General features: G+C 42.4%; 4 protein-coding genes. All 4 read right to left on the bottom strand.

All coding sequences use genetic code 11. The annotated features are described in order from the left end of the window. Window positions 1–961 (bottom strand): cupin domain-containing protein (locus F6K37_RS20615; protein ID WP_287251792.1); only part of this gene is annotated, 961 nt, incomplete at its 3' end. 185 nt (window positions 962–1,146) lie between these two features. Beyond that, window positions 1,147–1,305 (bottom strand): hypothetical protein, encoded by a 159-nt coding sequence (locus F6K37_RS20610; protein ID WP_287251791.1) that lies wholly within the window; start codon window positions 1,303–1,305, stop codon window positions 1,147–1,149. 433 nt (window positions 1,306–1,738) lie between these two features. Next, the gene (locus F6K37_RS20605; RefSeq protein WP_287251790.1) at window positions 1,739–1,900 is read right to left on the bottom strand and encodes a hypothetical protein; all 162 of its coding nucleotides are present in this window, start codon (window positions 1,898–1,900) and stop codon (window positions 1,739–1,741) included. A 26-nt stretch (window positions 1,901–1,926) separates the two neighbouring features. Next, complete coding sequence (locus F6K37_RS20600) at window positions 1,927–3,066, bottom strand: Na/Pi symporter (protein WP_008187070.1); 1,140 nt, start codon at window positions 3,064–3,066, stop codon at window positions 1,927–1,929. Between the last annotated feature and the right edge of the window lie 301 nt (window positions 3,067–3,367).

The following is a 3,367-nucleotide window of genomic DNA, read 5'->3' as shown; positions in this document are numbered from 1 at the left end:
TTGTAGCCATTTTGATCTGGCAGTTGTGAAATTTTGAGGCGTTTAAATTTGGGATACTAAACCTAGTCTCTACACCATTGGGAAATATATTAAATCCTGCTTGCGCAGGTAGAGAGTATCTAGCTAGTGGCTTGACTAAGCCATCAAGATAACGGTTATATCGTTCCTGGATATCACTGTTAGTAAGGTATTGCTTTAAATTTTGGATTAAGTTATCAATCGACTGATCTAATGGCTCAGCATCGAACCGCAGTGGCAAACTTTCACGCCAGGCTTCATTCTGCCGTAACTCACTCACTAACCAATCTAAAAAATCCACACCAGTCTGGCAATGAATCCCTAGGGTTAAATGTAGTGACGGTTGATCTAGAGCAACAGCATAATGCCAATGTCCACGGGGTATATACAACACATCACCAGGGGTAAGGGTACACTTCAAGTAAGGATCCCCTTCCGGAGGTGTTTCAGAGGCTGATTTTTGCTCAGTCAAGGGGTATTTTAAAGTATCGCTAAATACGTACCATTCCTTGTTTCCCTCTATTTGCAAGATAAAGACTTCGTGAGTATCGTAGTGACAGGAAAATCCCTGTTTACTGGGCCATGAACAATAGGAATTGACTTGAGCACTATAGCCTAAATCTTGTCTAACTTCTGAGGTGAAGTTAGTAATTTCTGGTACTAGTTTATGTACCTTGTCGATGATTAGAGTTGCCCCTGATTGACACCACTTGATCAGATTAGCGTTTTCCTTTCCCTCCAAAACTTTGCCATCTAAGGCTAAGCGCAGCTCCGGATACTTAAATTGATGGAAATTCAGCAGATGGGTGAGTTTTTGCCAGGAAAATAGATCAGCAAACTTCTTTTCGTCCTCAGTTGGGATAAATACTGCTTTACTCGTCCAATGGTATTCCAGGAATTTCTGCTCACTATAAGGATTGAGGATTTTTGCGAGCACTGACATAACTATTTGAGAATCTTTAGCAACAAAAAAAATATACTAAGCAACTAGCTTGCACCAGAAATATAATTGAGAAGATTTCTCTAATTTCTGATACAAGCTCGGATTACGCCAAAATTATTAGCAACTAATTATTGCAAACAATTCTAGGCTCATAAGCAATAGCTACCTGAAAAGGTCAGATAGTCTCAGGATTCCTCGCTTCTAAGATCACCACCGTCAGCGTCAGTATTTAGGGAAGATTCAGTAGTCTTACGGGGAGTATTGGGAACGATTTCCTTGATTTCGACTTGAATTTTGCTAACTGTGCGCTTTTCAGCAGTCAATCCTTTGATTTGCTCTAACATACTGTGTCTCCATCTAGTGTAGATTCACCCTTTTGCTGCTTAACCTTTCGGCTATTGCTGGAAAGGCTCAGTGATCGGGTCTATTTTATAGACTGTAACTCAAAGGCAACGCGGCAGTCAATAGTTGAGAAATTATTTTGATAAATTTTACTAAAGCTATCCTAAGCCTATAAGCTAAGAGTTAGCCTTAGAGAAGATAAAGCTTGTATAGTAAGGCTTGCTATGGTTTGCTTAGCAATAATTATTATTAATGAACTCTCTAGAGTTAAGTGGACTATAGAGAATCAGCAGTCGTCAGCTGTCAGCCGTCAGCTGTCAGCCGTGAGCATTAGGCTCACGCTATGGGAACAGCCTAATGCTTTACATAAACCTGGAACCAAAAAATTTAAGAGTTGGAGATTTTATCAAATTGAAAGTCTGGGTAAAAGCCCATCTAAGCATTCAGCAGTAAACCATTGGCCTTTGGCCAAGCGTGCCCATAAGCTAGCACCTCAAGTAGCGTGCGGATAGCGCTAATCGCTGATAGCTGATAGCTGAGAGCTGATACGCGACACGCTGAGAGCTGATACGCGACACGCTGATAGCTTACCAGCACTCTGCTCTTAAGGAAGTGCTAAGCTGTCACAGCAAGGTGGATAGACTCAGAAGTAGTACAGGAATCAAGAAGAAAACGCTTGCAATATAGACAAAGGCTAAATACTTCCGCTCAGTGGCAACAGCGGCTAAGGTTTCTGCACCCAGGATTGGCATTTGTCTCAACACAGGAATGCTGTAGATGATCACAACTGCGAGGCTGTTGTAAAGTAGATGCACTGTAGCTATTTCTAGAGCAGGGATTGGGTTTTCGGTTATTCCGGTAGCGGCAAGTAAGGCAGTGATACAGGTTCCGATATTTGCTCCTAGGGTGAAGGGATAAATTTCTTGTAAGCTCAATAAACCTGTACCAGCTAGGGGAACGATCAGGCTGGTGGTAGTCGAGGAAGATTGCACGATTACAGTGACTAGTGTCCCAGAAGCAATCCCAGCAATGGGACCGTTACCGATAGCAGTGTGCAACATCTGATTCGCTCGTCCTACCATTAGGGTTTTGAGTAGTTTGCCAATGAAAAAGATGGATAGGAAAATAACACTGATACCTAGGACAATCAGGGCAATACCATTAAATGGTTCTGGGAAAATGTTACTGATAGTTTTAATCCTATCAGTGACTGGAGCAGTGGCAAATTTAATCAGATTAACGTTGTTTAAGCTGAGCGAGTTTTCCCCCACAACCAGGCTTGTTAAAAACAGACTAATCTTTTCCAGGAAGTGAGTGGTAATTTCCAAAGGTAGGAAGATAACGACACTAATCAGATTGAATAAGTCGTGGATGGTTGCAGCAGCAAAAGCCTGTTTAAATTCGTCCTTATTTTGAATATGTCCTAAACTAACCAGTGTATTAGTGATGGTGGTGCCAATGTTAGCGCCCATAACCATAGGAACAGCCGTTGCCACTGGCAAACCACCAGCTACTAGACCTACAATAATCGAGGTTACTGTACTTGAAGATTGGATTAAAGCAGTTGCTAGGGTACCGACAATTAAAGCAGCAAAGGGATTAGTAGCAAACTCGAACAATTCCTTAGCTTGCTCCCCAGTAGCTGACCTAAAGCCTGTACCAATTATCCCTACTGCCAAAATTAGTAGGTAAACCAAAACCAGAATACCTACCCATTTGTAGAAGCTAATAACAAGCTTGTCTGAGTTCTGAACCCTTTCCATTACTTTATTATTACTGTATTAGTTTATTCAGCAACTACCAAGTCAAACTGTAAGCTATCAGCTATCAGCTTTCAGCTATCAGCTATCAGCTATCAGCTATCAGCTTTCAGCTATCAGCTATCAGCTATCAGCTATCAGTTATCAGCTATCAGTTATCAGCTTTCAGCTTATGCGCTACGCGCACGCTACTTGAGGTGCTTATGCGCTACGCGCACCCTAAGCGAACAGCCAAAGGCTGACGGCTGACGGCTGACGGCTGAAGGCTGAAGGCTGAAGGCTGAAGGCTGACCGCTGACCGCTG

Source organism: Moorena sp. SIO4E2, from assembly GCF_010671945.1.
GTDB classification, from domain to species: domain Bacteria; phylum Cyanobacteriota; class Cyanobacteriia; order Cyanobacteriales; family Coleofasciculaceae; genus Moorena; species Moorena producens.
Note: the sequence above shows the minus strand (reverse complement) of the source record. Positions and strands in the feature narration are given on the sequence as shown.